The 15,342-nt window shown below is 31.5% G+C and carries 16 protein-coding genes; 1 reads left to right on the forward strand and 15 read right to left on the reverse strand.

Annotated elements, in window-relative coordinates:
- From ACF91D_RS24050 to ACF91D_RS24095, 10 genes are all read right to left on the reverse strand, one after another.
- Positions 1-108 (reverse strand): hypothetical protein (locus tag ACF91D_RS24050; protein ID WP_392437541.1); only part of this gene is annotated, 108 nt, incomplete at its 3' end.
- 30 nt (positions 109-138) lie between these two features.
- Complete coding sequence (locus tag ACF91D_RS24055; protein WP_107528020.1) at positions 139-1,401, reverse strand: aminoacyltransferase; 1,263 nt, start codon at positions 1,399-1,401, stop codon at positions 139-141.
- A 297-nt stretch (positions 1,402-1,698) separates the two neighbouring features.
- Complete coding sequence (locus ACF91D_RS24060; RefSeq protein ID WP_107527674.1) at positions 1,699-2,358, reverse strand: type 1 glutamine amidotransferase domain-containing protein; 660 nt, start codon at positions 2,356-2,358, stop codon at positions 1,699-1,701.
- Between the two features lie 120 nt (positions 2,359-2,478).
- Positions 2,479-3,207 carry a tryptophan synthase subunit alpha gene (trpA, locus tag ACF91D_RS24065; protein WP_107527673.1) on the reverse strand — a complete coding sequence of 243 codons (729 nt, stop codon included), beginning with the start codon at positions 3,205-3,207 and terminating at the stop codon, positions 2,479-2,481.
- Positions 3,200-4,414, reverse strand: coding sequence for a tryptophan synthase subunit beta (gene trpB, locus ACF91D_RS24070; RefSeq protein WP_107527672.1), 1,215 nt, complete (start codon positions 4,412-4,414; stop codon positions 3,200-3,202). Before trpB ends, trpA begins: the two co-directional genes overlap by 8 nt.
- Positions 4,407-5,045: a phosphoribosylanthranilate isomerase gene (locus ACF91D_RS24075; RefSeq protein ID WP_119624384.1), complete on the reverse strand. Its 639-nt coding sequence runs from the start codon at positions 5,043-5,045 to the stop codon at positions 4,407-4,409. The genes trpB and ACF91D_RS24075 overlap by 8 nt, the downstream gene beginning before the upstream one ends.
- Entirely contained in the window at positions 5,045-5,827 is a 783-nt protein-coding gene (gene trpC / locus ACF91D_RS24080; RefSeq protein WP_107527670.1) for an indole-3-glycerol phosphate synthase TrpC, read from the reverse strand. Before trpC ends, ACF91D_RS24075 begins: the two co-directional genes overlap by 1 nt.
- Positions 5,811-6,827 carry an anthranilate phosphoribosyltransferase gene (gene trpD, locus ACF91D_RS24085; protein WP_107527669.1) on the reverse strand — a complete coding sequence of 339 codons (1,017 nt, stop codon included), beginning with the start codon at positions 6,825-6,827 and terminating at the stop codon, positions 5,811-5,813. The genes trpC and trpD overlap by 17 nt, the downstream gene beginning before the upstream one ends.
- The gene (locus tag ACF91D_RS24090) at positions 6,796-7,392 is read right to left on the reverse strand and encodes an anthranilate synthase component II (protein ID WP_107527668.1); all 597 of its coding nucleotides are present in this window, start codon (positions 7,390-7,392) and stop codon (positions 6,796-6,798) included. The genes trpD and ACF91D_RS24090 overlap by 32 nt, the downstream gene beginning before the upstream one ends.
- Positions 7,389-8,795 (reverse strand): anthranilate synthase component I, encoded by a 1,407-nt coding sequence (locus ACF91D_RS24095; protein WP_107527667.1) that lies wholly within the window; start codon positions 8,793-8,795, stop codon positions 7,389-7,391. The genes ACF91D_RS24090 and ACF91D_RS24095 overlap by 4 nt, the downstream gene beginning before the upstream one ends.
- Before the next feature lie 943 nt (positions 8,796-9,738).
- Between ACF91D_RS24095 and ACF91D_RS24100 the strand changes: the two genes are divergently transcribed.
- Positions 9,739-9,945 (forward strand): hypothetical protein, encoded by a 207-nt coding sequence (locus ACF91D_RS24100; protein ID WP_107589402.1) that lies wholly within the window; start codon positions 9,739-9,741, stop codon positions 9,943-9,945.
- Positions 9,946-10,128: 183 nt separating this feature from the next.
- Here the strand turns inward: ACF91D_RS24100 and ACF91D_RS24105 are convergent, their stop codons facing one another.
- From ACF91D_RS24105 to ACF91D_RS24125, 5 genes are all read right to left on the reverse strand, one after another.
- On the reverse strand, positions 10,129-10,311 hold the full coding sequence (locus ACF91D_RS24105; RefSeq protein WP_107589403.1) for a hypothetical protein: 183 nt from the start codon (positions 10,309-10,311) through the stop codon (positions 10,129-10,131).
- A gap of 1,294 nt (positions 10,312-11,605) precedes the next feature.
- Positions 11,606-12,634: a M42 family metallopeptidase gene (locus tag ACF91D_RS24110; protein ID WP_107527201.1), complete on the reverse strand. Its 1,029-nt coding sequence runs from the start codon at positions 12,632-12,634 to the stop codon at positions 11,606-11,608.
- A gap of 10 nt (positions 12,635-12,644) precedes the next feature.
- Positions 12,645-12,968, reverse strand: a complete 324-nt coding sequence (locus ACF91D_RS24115) for an SdpI family protein (RefSeq protein ID WP_182475601.1) — start codon at positions 12,966-12,968, stop codon at positions 12,645-12,647.
- Between the two features lie 272 nt (positions 12,969-13,240).
- Positions 13,241-14,059 carry a squalene/phytoene synthase family protein gene (locus ACF91D_RS24120; protein WP_107527203.1) on the reverse strand — a complete coding sequence of 273 codons (819 nt, stop codon included), beginning with the start codon at positions 14,057-14,059 and terminating at the stop codon, positions 13,241-13,243.
- A gap of 183 nt (positions 14,060-14,242) precedes the next feature.
- Positions 14,243-15,175 (reverse strand): D-2-hydroxyacid dehydrogenase, encoded by a 933-nt coding sequence (locus tag ACF91D_RS24125; RefSeq protein ID WP_107527204.1) that lies wholly within the window; start codon positions 15,173-15,175, stop codon positions 14,243-14,245.
- Positions 15,176-15,342: the final 167 nt, after the last annotated feature.

The raw sequence follows: 15,342 nt of genomic DNA on the forward strand, positions 1-15,342 counted from the left end.
TTCTTCTCTCGTCGCAATATTTTCTTTCACTTGAAAGTAATGACTTTCTAATGCTGGATTCTGTACAAAATTGTCATATTCTTTGACAGTTAACTCTGTAAATTTCATTCTAGCTTAGTTCCCTTCTATAATTTATGTTTACTTCTTTATATCTTTTAATTTTTTAAGTGCTGTATATATTTTATATGCTGGTTTGTTAATTGGTTTGATAAAATCACCAACGTATTCAATTACATCTGCATTGAAACCTTTTTTAAATTTAACTACGCCTGCATCCTCTGCATCTTCTGTAAAGTCACCACTAATGCCATAAAAATTATAGCGGTCTATATTATTGTCTAATGCATAGTTTATCATAGTCCATTGCACTGCATAACTTCCAGCAAAATGTCTAAACTCATTTGATGTTCCACCGGCATAGTAGACAACTTCATAAGGGTTGATAATGAAGAATGCTGCAGATATTGGTAACTCATTACCATGTTGTTCTTGTAATGCTTTTGCTTCGTCAATTTTCTGTTGATTTGCAATAAGTTGTTTTTCTAAATTATCTCTTTTGTTATAAGCTTTTTTATTTTCTGGACGTTTTTCTATATCTTTTAAAGCTTTGTTGATGTCTTTACTTAAAACTTCACGTTCAGCAGTAAGTTCTTCGATATATTCATCAAAATCCATATATGCCAACGGTACTAGCACACGATTTTTATAATATTTCAAACGATTATAATAGAAACTATCGTCTCTATCTTCAAAAGCTTTAGTTTCAGACGTATCTTCCATAAATGCTCTAAAGATTGGCAATTCATCTTCACCTAAGAAACGTACTTTAACACCATTTTTTTGGACTTTTTTAGTGTTTCGCTTACGTAAACCATCCATGTCCTTTAGGACATCCTTATCAGTCTTATCCTTTAAATCTAATACTGAGTGAAATCTTATTTGAACGACTGGATCAAAACCAGTTAAGAAACCTTGGTGTTTATAACCTAAATGCTTCATCTTATCGAAGATCCAATCATGCCCTGCATTCTCTAATACATCACCATCATGATTTCGATATTGGTAAGGTAAATATGGATCAACTCTTAAATAAAGTGCACGATGTTTCTTTACATATTTTGATAATTCATTAAAGAAGTAATGCACAAGTTCTTTATTTTCAAAATCAATTACCGGTCCACGGTTAGTATAAAAATATTTAAAGTATTTCATTACAGGTACAGCAGTTAATAAACATGCTGCAATAACTTCATTTTCATTATTTTTTATACCTACTAAATGTGTTTCTGTACCTTCTGCAATTTTTAATTCATAGTTCCCCACCATTTGAGTGAAATGGCTATTAGGCATACTATCTGTAAATGTCCCGAATTCTTTTGCAGTCAAATTAGTAAATTTCATTTTATATACTCCTAAATGTCTATGATTCTATTTCTAATATTATAATCTTCAATCTTTATTATTATACAATATTCATTTATAAAACAAAATCAATACCTATGTTCAACGATGTTGATTTAATGCATTTTATAACGTTTTCTTTAAATAAAATAATATTTTATACTTAATCACTATCTATTCTTTCAAAATGTATTAAAAATAAGAACTAGTTACCGTAAAGTACAAAAACTGGAAAACATAAAGTTCTCCAGTTTTATACTACTTAATATAGTAATTAAGCTTTGTTTCTATTTTAATTTATTTTAATGCATCACGCAAAGTTTTACCTATCTCAACACTAGATTGTGGGTTTTGACCAGTGATAAATTGTCCATCTGTTTCAACATGTTCAACAAAGTTATCTTTAACAATAAATTTAGCCCCTTGATTCTCTAGCTCTGTTTGCGTCAAGAATGGCACTTTGTCGTCTAATCCCATTGCACGTTCTTCCTCATCAGTAAATGAAGTTAGCGTAACGCCTTGGACTAAAAAGTTGCCATCGTTATCTTTGGCACCGACAAATGCACTTGGACCGTGACATACAGATGAAATGACTTTGCCATCAGATTTAAAGTCAGCTAATATAGATGCTAATTTTTGATTATGTGCATAGTCAAAAACTGTACCATGACCGCCCGGTAAATAGACAGCATCGTAATTTTTGACATCAACTGTTTCAATACTTGGCACATCTTTTATAGCATTAACAAAGTTATCATATTGAGTTAACTCATCATTTTGTGTTGAATTAGGATCTAATGGTACTGCTCCACCTTGAATAGACACAATATCTACATCAATGCCTGCTTCTGTTAAAATATTATATGGTTCACTAGCTTCTTCTAACCATAAACCTGTTGGTGTACCATCATCATATTGACTTCTGCTCGTTAATATAAATAAGACTTTTTTACTCAAAATAAGTCACCTCTTCATTATTAATATGAGTAGTTTCTAAATCTTTATTTTAAACTCATTTCTTCCTTTAATATTTTACCCGTACTAAATAAAGAGTATGCATTTCTTACTACATTTATTTTAACTATCAAGTGCTTGACGAATTGAATTTAAATAATCTGTAGTTGTATCGTGGTTATCTTCGCTAAAACGTCTAACAATCTCACTACCGATAACGACACCATCAGAAGCTTCAATAATATCTTTCACATGATCAGACGTTCTAATACCAAATCCTGCTACTACTGGTACACTCGAAATTTCTTTAATTTGCTTAATTTTTGACTTTAGTTGTGGATGAAATTTACCATTTTCCCCTGTAGTGGCATTCATGGTAACGGTATAGATAAAGCCTTCTGCTTGTTTAGCAATTTGCTCAATTCGTTCTTCAGAAGTCGTCATAGCAATTAATGAAATGATATGAAGTTTACGTTGTGGGTGGCGCTCCTTTAGTTGTTCTAATAATTCAAATGGCAAATCAGGTATTATTAATCCATACACGCCTGCATCTTCACATGCTGTAAAGAAAGCATCTTCTCCATAAAAATTTATTATATTATAATAAGTCATCAATACATAATCATTCTTAATATCAGCTTGATGAGCTTTTAATTCATCCAATATATATTGAATGTTTACGCCTTCTTCAATCGCCTTGCTTCCTGCATCCATAATCACGGGTCCATCAGCAACAGGATCAGAGAATGGCACACCTACTTCTATAATATCTGCACCAGCAGCACTTAAAGTTTTCATATTTTCAATAAAACTTTTGTTTCCCATTATATAAGGAATAAATAGTTTACTCATTATTGTCACCGCCTTGTTGCATATAATTCCTTATCGTTTCCATATCTTTATCTCCACGTCCTGATACAGTAACTACAAGAATTTCATCTTTACTCATCTTTGGAGCTAATGATTCTACATAGCTTAGTGCATGGGCACTTTCAATAGCTGGTATAATACCTTCAGCCTTAGTAAATGAAACAAGTGCATCCATTGCTTGTTTATCACTCGCAGTTTCATAAGTCACACGTCCAATATCATGATAATATGAATGTTCAGGACCAACGCCTGGATAATCTAAACCAGCTGATATAGAATGTGCTAACTGAATCTGGCCATGATCATCTTGTATTAAATACATTTTAGTACCATGTAATACCCCTTCTTTTCCTTTATTGATAGCTAATGCATGCTTATCACTATCAATACCTTCTCCTGCAGCCTCTACACCATATAATTTCACAGCATCATTGATAAATGGATAAAATGTACCAATCGCATTAGATCCTCCGCCAACACACGCTACAACTGCATCAGGTAAACGCCCTTCCTTTTCAAGAATTTGCGTTTTTATTTCTGATCCAATCACACTTTGAAAGTCTCTAACCATAGTTGGAAATGGATCAGGTCCTAAAGCTGATCCTAATAAATAATGCGTATCTTCTACATGACTGACCCAATATTGTAAAGCTTTATTGACAGCATCTGATAAAGTGCCTTGACCTTCAGTGACAGGTTCAACTTTGGCACCAAGTAATTCCATTCGAAAGACGTTTAAAGATTGTCGTTTTATATCTTCTTCACCCATAAAGACTACGAGTTCCATATCAAACAATGCTGCAACAGTTGCACTCGCAACACCGTGTTGACCTGCACCAGTTTCGGCAACTAATTTATTTTTGCCCATGCGTTTGGCCAATAGCGCCTGACCCAAAGCGTTGTTTATTTTATGCGCACCTGTATGATTTAAATCTTCTCTTTTCAAATAAATCTTTGCGCCACCAAGTTGTTCAGTATACGATGCTGCATATGTTAAAGGGGTACTACGGCCTACATAGTCCTTTAAATAGTTATCTAATTCTCGTTGAAAGGCTGGATCTGCTTGCGCCTCTTTATAAGCCTTTTTTAATTCTTGAATTGCAGGCATCAATGTTTCAGGTACATATTGACCACCATATGCTCCAAAAAATCCAAATTCATCTGCTTCTGTTTGTATTTTTTTAACCATTTTGTTGTACTCCTTTCACATATTCAATGATTTCATACATTTTCTCACTATCTTTAACCCCATCCGTTTCAATTCCACTTGCAATGTCATAACCCACATGATTCAAATTAAGTTGTTCGATTTTTTTTATATTTTCCAAATTAATACCACCAGCAATTAAAAATTCAACATCGCTAAATGATTTAAGTATCGACCAATCATAAACTTTTCCAGTGCCACCAAAATCTTCAGATGGTGTATCGATAATAAACAAATCAACACTTTGTTGATAATAAATAATAGATTGTTGTAATGTTGCTAAATCTTTTGCCGGTAATGCCTTTATAATTTTTAGTTGTGGTGCAATTTGCTTTATATAATTTATTGTGTCTAAAGTTTCATCTCCGTGTAATTGAATGGTTGTAATACCAGTATGCGTTATTAAATCAAATATAGTCGTTTTGCTGGGGTTGACCACAATAACCACTTTCTCTTTATCGTCGGGAAGACATTTGGTAAATTGATTAATGGTTTGTACATCTACAAAACGTTTACTCTTTGGATAATGTATAAAACCAATTGCATCAATATTTAAATTTTTCGCCTTTTCAACATCATCTAATGTTTTAAAGCCGCAGAATTTTAATTTCATTATGACTTCACCTTATCTAATTTTAAGCTTGGCAAAAATTCATTTAATTTATCACTTTTCATCAATGATTCTCCAATCAACAAGCCATCGATACCTGAATCAACAATATTTTCAACATCTTGTTTGTCATGAATACCACTTTCTGAAATATAGTAATATCCTGATTTTTTATCTTGTAATATTTCATTTGTATGCAGGACATCTGTAACAAAACGTCTTAAATCTCGATTATTCACACCAATAATTTTAGGATCCAACTTATAAGCACGTGCTAATTCTTGTCTGTCATGAACTTCTATCAAGGATTCTAGACCTAATGATGTTGCATAATCATATAAATCACGTAATGCTTCATCAGTAAGCACATTAACGATTAATAATATTATCGAAGCACCTGCTTGTTTGGCCACATCGATTTGTATACGATCTACTACAAAATCCTTGCATAATACAGGTAAATTGGTCTCAACAGTTAACTCTTGTAGCCTTTCATAGCTTCCAGAAAAATAACGTTCATCAGTTAATACTGATACAGCATTCGCTCCATATTGTTCATAATCCTTTACTTGTTGTGTTAAATTCCTCTCCGGTAATTTATCTAGAGACGGACTTTTCGACTTGATTTCTGCTATAACAGCTAAATCATTTGATTGTGCTAACTGTGACTCTAATGTAGGTTTATGGGAAACATCAATTTTTGATAATGATTCTAGTTTTTCTTCATAATATCCTACCTTTATCAGGTCCCTTTTATACTCTACGATTTCATCTAATATAGTCATACGTTTTGCCTCCCATTTTATTGTACTGTTCTAATGCTTTACCCTTATTAATCAATGTTTGCGCTTTTTCTACTCCATCTTTGATACTTTCAGCTTTCTCAGCAACGTAAAGTGCTATACCAGCGTTCAACACAACTACATCTCTTTTTGCTGTTTGATCGCTACCAGTCAAGATATTTTTTGTGATTTCTAAGTTATCTTGTGGACTGCCACCAACTAAGGCCTCATTGTTTGCACTTTGTAGTCCGACATCTGTTGCATTTAATGTATAATTGATCACGTCTCCTGTTTCAGTTACCTCATAAATAATATTGTCTCCTGAAAGCGTTGCTTCATCCATACCATTTGCACCATGCATTACGATTGCTCTTTTTCTCCCTAAATCTGCAAGGGTATGCGCAATTTTTTCTAATTTTGATGTTTCATAAACGCCCATCACTTGATAATCCAATTTAAATGGATTAATTAATGGACCAGTAATATTAAATATTGTTGGCGTACTAATTTGTTTTCTAACAGGTTGGATATGCTTCATAATAGGATACGTTTCTGTTGCACTTAAAAACACTAACCCTTTATCTTGAAGTTGTTCAGGTGTTTCCTCAACTGTTCTCGTCTTGATATTCATCGCATTTAATAGATCTGTACTTCCAGAGGCAGATGTTACGCTTTTATTTCCATGTTTAATTACAGGGACACCAGCGCTTGCAACTACAAATGAAACAGTAGTTGAGATATTAAAGCTATTTGACTTATCGCCACCTGTACCACAAACGCACATGCTATTGCTATAGGTAGGTTGTTGATCATACATTGAATGTATTAAACTTTTTGAAATATAAGTTAACTCATCTTGAGTAATTTCCTTTTCTGAAAATGTCTCTAATAATTTCACCTTTTCACTATCAGTCAAATCTGTGTTGATTAGGCTAGAAATAAATTCATTCATATCTTCTTGATTTAATGGTTTATATTGATTTAACTTTGTTTGTAATTGCATTGTCTTTTGCCTCCCTTACTATTTCGATGAAGTTTTTGATTATTGTTTCACCGTATTCTGTGGCAAATGATTCAGGGTGATACTGAATACCAAAATGTAATTCACTTTGATGTTCAAATGATTGAATACAATCCGCCGTTTCTGCAGTTATTGTTAAACAATTAGGAAATGTTTTAGGATTACTAATCAACGAGTGATATCGCATTATTTCAGAATATTCTGGCATATTTTGATATAAGGGTGTATCTTTGATTACTTTCATTTGATCTGTTTTTCCGTGCTTAATGCTATCAGCTTGTATTACATCCCCACCATAGTATGCTGTTAAGGCTTGCGAGCCTAAACAAACGCCTAATATTGGTTTATCTTTATAATGTTCAATGATTTTCATTAAATCCTTTGTATCTAACGGATGTCCCGGCCCTGGCGAAATTAATACACCATCGACATTCAAGTCATATATATCAGGATCATCTGGATATTTCACTCTAACTTCTTCTTGTTTAGCAATCATATCTACTAAGTTATAAGTAAATGAATCATAATTATCAACTATAAGAATCATGGTGATACCTCCAATAAACTTTTAGCTTTCAATCTTGTTTCTTCATATTCTTTTTCTGGAATAGAATCATATACAACGCCACAACCTGCTTGTACATTAACATGTGTATCGTCTATCATCATTGTACGTATTGCTAAAGCAAAATCTAAATCATGATTACAATTGATATAACCTATACCTCCACTATAAATACCGCGTTTATGTGGTTGAGCTTCATAAATACGTTGAATTGCTCTTAACTTCGGTGCACCCGAAACTGTTCCAGTAGGTAATAAACTTGCTATGACTGACATCGGTGAGTAATCGTCGTTTAATTTACCCGTCACTTCACTGACAATATGAATAACATGTTCATATCGCTCAATTGCCATTAGTTTTTCAATTTTTGAAGTTCCCGTCGCACTAATTCTATGAATATCATTTCTTCCTAAATCAACTAGCATACTGTGTTCGCTTAACTCTTTTTCATCATTTTTTAGTAATTTTTCATTTTCAATATCTTCAGCTTCATTCTTACCACGCTTAATTGTGCCTGCTATAGGATTTGTCACAACTGTATCACCTTTCACCTTAACAAAGCTTTCTGGTGAACTGCCCACAACGATAGGCTCATCCATATTGAGATAATACATATATGGACTTGGGTTTTGACGTTTTAAATTTTGATACAATTGATAAGATAATTGCTGTAGATGATTACCAAATTGATGACGATAACTATAAATAATAGATGGCACGACTTGGAACATATCCCCCTGCTGTATTAAAGACTTCATAGCACTAACCGTTTCTTCAAATTCTGACTGTGTCATATTAGCTTCAATCTGCTTATTACTTAAATCATGCGCTTTATATTCAGGATAAATCGTAATATGCTTTAATTCGTCAATTCTATCTTGCACACGCTGTTTCAATTCAGATTCTGCTTGATTTGAAAATAAATTAGTTGCGATAATAAACAATTGCTCTTTGTAGTGGTCAAACACATAAACATCTTCTACCATATGAAATTTAGCATCATGCTGTGGATGATCGTCCAATTCAATTTGTTTTAAAACAGGAAACTCATGTCTAACTAAATCAAAACTACATGACCCTACAAACCCTGAAATAAATGGTAGTGCTGCTAATTCACTATCATCGATTTCCGCTTTATAATCATTGACCAATACTTTCAATGCTTGATAAGGGTTATCATTAATTATTTTTTGTTGTTCATTCGTTACAACTTCTAAAGTTTCGTTATCTAATGTTACCGATCCATACGTATCAAATATCACAATGGAATAACGTCCCTTCAATTGTGATTGATCCGAACTTTCAAGGACAATTTTTTGCTTTCTTAATCTCGCTAATGCTTCCGGTGTTACTTCAGCATTTAATTTTTCATAATATATTTTCATTTCAACTTACCTCCTAATAAAAAAACAGCACCCTTAACTCAAATTATGTCAAGGACGCTGTCGCGCGGTACCACCTAAATTTAGTAGAAAAAAATCTCTACTCACTCTTAAGTTATTAAATTTTAAATCCAACAAAACCCAATTTCAGTTTATGTGAGTGTTAGTTTGCATCGACCACTAACTTTCTGAAACTACTCATTCATAACTTACTACATTTTGTTTTCCATAATTTAGAATATAAAAAGACACCACAATAACGCATTCTGTAAGGACGCGTTACCGTGGTGCCACCTTAGTTAACAATTTCATTTGTTCACTTAAAAAATATAATATTATACATTCAAAAGCCCAATTCACAATATATGCCGTGCTAATTTTCATCAACCATTAGCTTTCTGTGTACTACGAATCATATATGTTACTTATACTTTCAAATGGCAACCAAAGTTGCAAAAAGTAATTAACTAGAATAATACGAGCATCTCAGTTATTTGTCAACACTAAATATAAATTATTTTTAAATCATACTCAATACAACATGGTAATTACGAAATATATTGAAAAATTTTTAGGAAAAACGAGTATTAGATTGAGTGATCTTTAACACAATTTCAAATTATTGAAATAAAAGATCAAAAAGAAAAATTTAATAATGAATTATTAATAAAGGATTTAAAGTTCTCTACACCTACCATTTCAAAATCTATGAATAAATTATTAGATCTTAACTTAATTATGTATAACCAAATAAAATTTCACTTCTTTTTATAAAGCACAATAACACATCACTTAATATAGATATATTGCATTTTCACACAATCAATATATATTTAAATATATAAATAACTTAAATATAAAAAATCTTTTGACATTTATCCCTCTTTATATCATATTGAGAACTGTGCTTATTAAATTATTATTAAAAATGAAAGTGTGGATTATTATGAAAGACATGAGAAATCAGAAAGATACAGTGAAATTTTTCTTATTGATCATATGTTTACTTTTCTATTCATTAACAGAAATGTATGAAAAATATAACTTAGTATTATTGATCATATTAGCTGGTATTGCTGGCGTAGCGATACATTATGTTGTTGAATTCGTGTTTTATATATTTTTGAAATTAAAGAATAAAGGCAATAAATAACTTTATAAAAGTTACTTTAGTCATTTGTCTCATTTACATATTTATTACTAGTGTATTTATAAATGGAAAAGTTAAAGGTCCATATAAATATAAGGATTATCAAAAACTATTTAATTAATACTACAATGCCCCCATCCTCATCTTGATGGGGGCATTGTAGTATGTATATTTCAAAATTAATTATTATGAGTCATTTTTATTTTCTTTTATAATTTTAACTATATAAGCAGTAATTAAAATTAAGGGTAATGCTGAACTTCCAACTGTTATAAGGTTACCATTATTAAATAAGAACGGAACACAAAGTATAACTACTGCAATATATATAATACCTAGAACAATAGATAATATAATTGACATTTTCATTACGACACCTCCTTTTCTGCTTTATTTTCTAGTAAAGTAGCTTGTGTAGGTGCTGGTGCAGGAGTCGAATTATAGGATCATGGGGTACTGATATACATAATTCACATGCTACAAGCGCATTTTACTACTATTGTAGAAAAATATAGTGGGCTGATTTTGTATTATTCCAATTTCCATTATGGTGTTTTAGTGTACCAGCTATCTTATAAGGTTGATTCGATAAAGTATTGCTATTTGGTGGCGTGTGTATGGTGGAGATTATGGAAGATATAGTAAAGCAAGATTAACAAATAAAATACAACAAACTTGAAGATTTTAATGAAAGTGGTCAACTAAACTAATTGCTTTATTGACGTTAAGCCTCGGAACCCTTCTTAACAATCCCAAAACTTGTCGAATCGTAAACACAGTATCTTTTCAACTAATTGAATTAATGCTAATACAATATTCGGTATGACCAACAAATTTTATTATAACTAATAAATTAAAAATTTAATATTTAAACTTTTATTCATTTAGATTGTTTGTTAGAGATCTACTATGAGCAAAGGACACAAAAAACGCTAGCTTTCAAGCTAGCGTTTTTTTCTTCGACTTATTGATTGCCCAATTTTTGCAATAGCTATTATAGCTAACATCGGTATAACACCAAAGATAAACGTGCTTAACATATAACAAAACTCCTAATTTTTAGGGTATTACTGTAATTAACTTTATTTAATAAAAACGAGATAGAATATTGTTGCTATTATAAACAATACTTAGAAAACAGATGATATATTTTATATTTTCACTTTTTCTCTTTAACTAATAGTTTAGCTGTTTCTTCTTGAAAAAGAGAAACTATTCCCACTAATATATCAAGGAATTTTTTAAAAAAATATTCAGAATTTCCAAATTATATATACTACTTTTTTGGTAAACATTATCACAAGGTTTATTAAAATTTTGATATTCTTATTTTGAAAAATAAAAATAGAGTATGCTTAAAAAGCTTTTGCTACTTTTTCAACTATTAATGATTTTTTAAATAGTTGAAATTCACCCTTTTCTTATCCATTCACATCTATATATCATTTTTAGATTTCCAGTTTTTACTTGTTTTAACAACTAAATAAATAGCGTTTACCCCCACCAATATGACGTTTTATACCTAGTAGTTAACTAATTAAAAAGGAGCTTTCAACTCTAGTTTATACTTATCCAACTATGATTAAGATGGAAAATATTTAATATTTCAAACTTTTTACAATTTATAATGAAGCAGTTTCATATTATTCAGTCATTCCATTATTTATAAAGCTGTTAAGCAATATGCCTTTAGTAATGCTGCAGTGGCATTTAATGAATCGATGTGTGTTCTTTCAAGTGCATGTGATGATTCTATACCAGCCCCAAATAACCCATGTCTTACATCTGCACCAGCTTTGAGCGCTGCTGATGCATCGGAACTATAATATGGATAAATATCAATTTTATATGGTATTTTATTAATTTTGCAGAGGCTAACGAGTTGTTCTTTTAAAGCCTTATGATATGGTCCAGAACCGTCTTTAGCACAAATTGAAACTGTGTATTCGTCGGATGCTTGGCCATCGCCTAGCGCCCCCATATCTAAAGCAATATATTCAACGACTTTAGGTGATATAGATGCATTGGCACCATAACCAATTTCCTCATTATTAGAAATATAAAATTGTGTCGTTTGTGGTAATGTTAATTGATTATGTTTGATATCCTTCAATAATTCAATAATCATTGCAACACTTGCTTTATCATCTAAATGACGCGATTTAATAAATCCAGATTCTGTTATTTGTGTCCTAGGATCGAAACTGATAAAGTCACCGACCTCAATTCCTAAACTTTCTGTATCTACTTTGCTCATTACCTTTTCATCTAAACGTACTTCCATATGTTCTATATCCCGTGGTAGTTGATGATTATCACGATATACATGTACACTCGTTTCATGCATACAGATTGTGCCACTATAGATTTGACCTGCTGCTGTTTCTATTTCGCAGTATTCACCTTCGATCGCATTATAATGAAATCCTCCGATTAATGTTAAAGCTAATCGCCCATCTTCTTTGATTTCTTTCACCATTGCACCTAATGTATCAACATGTGCAGTTATACATTTATACTGTGCATCGTTTTGTCCATTAACTGTGATTAATAATGCACCTTTGTTAGTGATTTCCGTATCAAAACCTAATTTCTGCGCATGTTGTTGTACATACTCTATCGCACGTGTAGTATGACCTGATGGACTATTAATCTCTGTAAGTTCTTTAATTGTTTTAAAAATAGCTTCCATATGTACTACCTCACTTATGTTGATTTAATTCATAACTTTTAGTTAGTCTTATTTCCGTTCTTATTATTATATATAATATACCTACAAAAAATAGTAAAACTTGAATGATTAGTGAACTTGGTGTTAACCACTTTGTGATATCCCAAAGTAACGTTAAGACGCCTAATACAACCCCTACTTTGTTTACCTGTTCTGAATATTTTAAAAACATTTGTTGTGCAAATTGCCAACTTTTTTCATTTTTCAATGATTTAAAACTACGATAGCCCATTAATAAATTGGGGTTAGCTATTAAATTTTGTTGCACATTCTTCTTAAATATTCGTATGATCAAATGATGCACTACTATCAAAGTTAGCAAAAGCATACTGCTACTTATCCTTCCTTAGATGAATTAATACAAAGATAGCCAACCCAAATGATGATTTAATCTTGGGTTGGCATTTTATAAACTATATGTCTCGAACACTAAATGTTGAATGTTTATTAATGCAATTTCAATAATCATATAAAAGTATCTATTAAACATGTATCATTCCAAATATAAATTACTTAAATATATGACTAAACTTGTTACCTTAATACATTATTAAATGTTTACTTGATTTAATCTTTTTGAATTTCTTCCACTGTTTCTTCAACTTCTTGGCGCGATATTTTCTCACGTCCATTTTTCATTGCTTTTAAGCTTTTATGTGCAAGCGCTAGAGGTAGTCGACAGAATAATAATATCGTCTTTTTATTGATATCCTTTTTATATTCATCTGCTTTAGCTAGATTTTCTTCAGCATATTCAAATAAATCATCACGCGTCCAACCATCTGGTTTAAAGCTCACACCACGTTCTTCTAAGTCTTCATCTTCATTACGCAAAATATTTACGGCTTGTAGACCTCGACCAAAGCCAATTGCTAAATCGCGGTCAGTCTTAACACCGGCACAAATGTCCCAAATTTCTGACAACATGACACCTACTAATCCCGCAACATAATATGTATAATCATCCAAATCTTCTCGTGTATGGATTTCCCAGTTTGCCTTAGCCCACTTCGCCATACCATATGCCATCTCACTCGTAGATGACTTAACAACTGTTAATGTCTTATCAGGACAAGCCTCCAACCAATCACCTAAACGACGGGTAACTTCAGGCATATCATCCAGAACAGGTTCTAAAATATTAAGATATTCGGTCTCATTAAATGGTTTCTTTAACAAATCACTGACTTGCATTAATAAATCATATTTCAAATCATTATCAATTTCTTCATGATCTTCAATTTCATCAATTGCACGCATTACCAAATAAGCCGATGCAACCGTATGTTTGATTTCTTTATCTAAAAATGTAATCGGTATATAGAATGTACGGCTTGTTTCTTTCAGAACTCGCATTGCATCCTTTGGGAAATTCTTTTCTGTCATTTTCTTGTTACCTCCCTTTTTTAAAATACTATCACATAATGGCAAAATAAAACATTATTCCAAGGAAAATTCAATTTATAGCCTTCAATTATCTTTAAACAATAATTTATTCTATTATTCACAATAAATAGGGTTTACAATATTAAAAAATTATCATTTATATTTTTCATATTATCCTGACGATCAGTACCCTTTTTGAAAATCAACTTTATTATTGAGATGATTTTTATTTTCTATATTTTGCAATGTCTCATAAAAGCATGCAACTGCATCATCAATATCTGTCAACGCTGATATGTGTGGTGTGATAGTTATATCACTTCTATCCCATAGAACAGAATTGGTTGGTAAAGGTTCTTGATCCACAACATCTAATATAGCATGGCGAACAGTATTATTTTCTAGTGCTTGTATTAAGTCCTCAGTATTGACAACTTGTCCCCTACCTACATTAATAAAGACTGCTTTATTAAACGTTTTAAAAATAGTGCTATTAAATAACTGATTTGTTTCTTGTGTTAAAGGCAACGTGCTAATTATGTAATCTGATTTTTCTACATATTGACTAGATTGTGCTACTGTTGTCACAGCTTTAAATTCACTTTTTTGCTCGCCACTATACGAAATACCGTATACTGTAATACCTAATAACGAAAAAATTTCCGCTATTTTCTTACCAATTTCCCCTGTTCCAAATAGAGTTACTGTAATTTCCTTTAATGATTTTGGAGTGACAATAGACCATTGTTTATTTCTTTGCTGTTTCTCTAATATTTCGTGATGTTGTGCTTCTTTAAGCATGTAACTGAGACAATATTCTGCCATTTTTTGTCCGAAATCTGTTACTGTTCTCGTTAAAAGTGTTCCTGATTCAAACCAACCCTTTAATTGTAAATAATTATTTACACCAGCATTGAACGTATGTACCCACGAAACTTGCTGCGGTTGAAAGCTTTGGCTAGGGCTAAAGCCTACATATACATCTGCCCATATTAAATCATTATTATCTATTTCCTGTAATTGCTTAAATAATAAATTATAATTTTTTAATTTTGGTAGATATTCATGAAATGCTGCTTGATAATCACCGGCTATTAATATATTTTGAATCCTCATTATTATTCTCCTTTGTTTAACTGTACCAAATCATAAATTCTATAATTATACATTTAAATTTTTATTCTTCGTTAATATTCCCTTCAATGTAACGACTAAATACACTGATAGATATTGCTTATTAATACTTGCTACTATACAATATTACTATTCTGAAAATTTTGATA

This window comes from Staphylococcus sp. 231237_7MaSpsaltlick, from assembly GCF_043107035.1.

Excerpts from the sequence above, each read along its gene's own strand:
- ACF91D_RS24105 (WP_107589403.1), bottom strand. The coding sequence starts at position 10,311 with ATGAAAATGTCAATTATATTATCTATTGTTCTAGGTATTATATATATT.
- trpD (WP_107527669.1), bottom strand. The coding sequence starts at position 6,827 with ATGCAATTACAAACAAAGTTAAATCAATATAAACCATTAAATCAAGAA.
- ACF91D_RS24090 (WP_107527668.1), bottom strand. The coding sequence starts at position 7,392 with ATGATTCTTATAGTTGATAATTATGATTCATTTACTTATAACTTAGTA.
- ACF91D_RS24095 (WP_107527667.1), bottom strand. The coding sequence starts at position 8,795 with ATGAAAATATATTATGAAAAATTAAATGCTGAAGTAACACCGGAAGCA.
- ACF91D_RS24125 (WP_107527204.1), bottom strand. The coding sequence starts at position 15,175 with ATGAGGATTCAAAATATATTAATAGCCGGTGATTATCAAGCAGCATTT.
- ACF91D_RS24055 (WP_107528020.1), bottom strand. The coding sequence starts at position 1,401 with ATGAAATTTACTAATTTGACTGCAAAAGAATTCGGGACATTTACAGAT.
- ACF91D_RS24110 (WP_107527201.1), bottom strand. The coding sequence starts at position 12,634 with ATGGAAGCTATTTTTAAAACAATTAAAGAACTTACAGAGATTAATAGT.
- ACF91D_RS24100 (WP_107589402.1), top strand. The coding sequence starts at position 9,739 with ATGAAAGACATGAGAAATCAGAAAGATACAGTGAAATTTTTCTTATTG.
- trpB (WP_107527672.1), bottom strand. The coding sequence starts at position 4,414 with ATGGTTAAAAAAATACAAACAGAAGCAGATGAATTTGGATTTTTTGGA.
- trpC (WP_107527670.1), bottom strand. The coding sequence starts at position 5,827 with ATGACTATATTAGATGAAATCGTAGAGTATAAAAGGGACCTGATAAAG.
- trpA (WP_107527673.1), bottom strand. The coding sequence starts at position 3,207 with ATGAGTAAACTATTTATTCCTTATATAATGGGAAACAAAAGTTTTATT.
- ACF91D_RS24120 (WP_107527203.1), bottom strand. The coding sequence starts at position 14,059 with ATGACAGAAAAGAATTTCCCAAAGGATGCAATGCGAGTTCTGAAAGAA.
- ACF91D_RS24075 (WP_119624384.1), bottom strand. The coding sequence starts at position 5,045 with ATGAAATTAAAATTCTGCGGCTTTAAAACATTAGATGATGTTGAAAAG.